Here is a 263-nt window from a genome sequence, read left to right on the forward strand (position 1 = left end):
CATGATTTTAAGCTCAGTCACTTTCATAAACTCTTGAAAAACATCATCAAAAGATTTCTTGTTCTTTTGCACCTTGTTGAGTTCTTTCCCCTCTACCGCATTACCAACAACTGCCTTTAGTTCTTCTTTTGTCGGCACACGATTGTAATGCTCATTGAAATTTTTGTGAGCATCTACAATGGAAATTTTGAATTTAGCAAGCTTTTGGTTGATTTCTCTTTTATCTCCGCCAGAAGTAACAGTTTTAGAATCCAAATCCCAAT

1 protein-coding gene is annotated in these 263 nt (G+C 35.4%); it reads right to left on the reverse strand.

Going from position 1 to position 263, the window contains the following annotated elements:
* The coding region (locus tag SB679_RS24785) for a hypothetical protein (protein WP_410704951.1) at positions 1 to 263 on the reverse strand (263 nt) is incomplete at both ends.

This window comes from Chryseobacterium sp. SIMBA_029 (genome assembly GCF_046535275.1).
Taxonomy (GTDB): domain Bacteria; phylum Bacteroidota; class Bacteroidia; order Flavobacteriales; family Weeksellaceae; genus Chryseobacterium.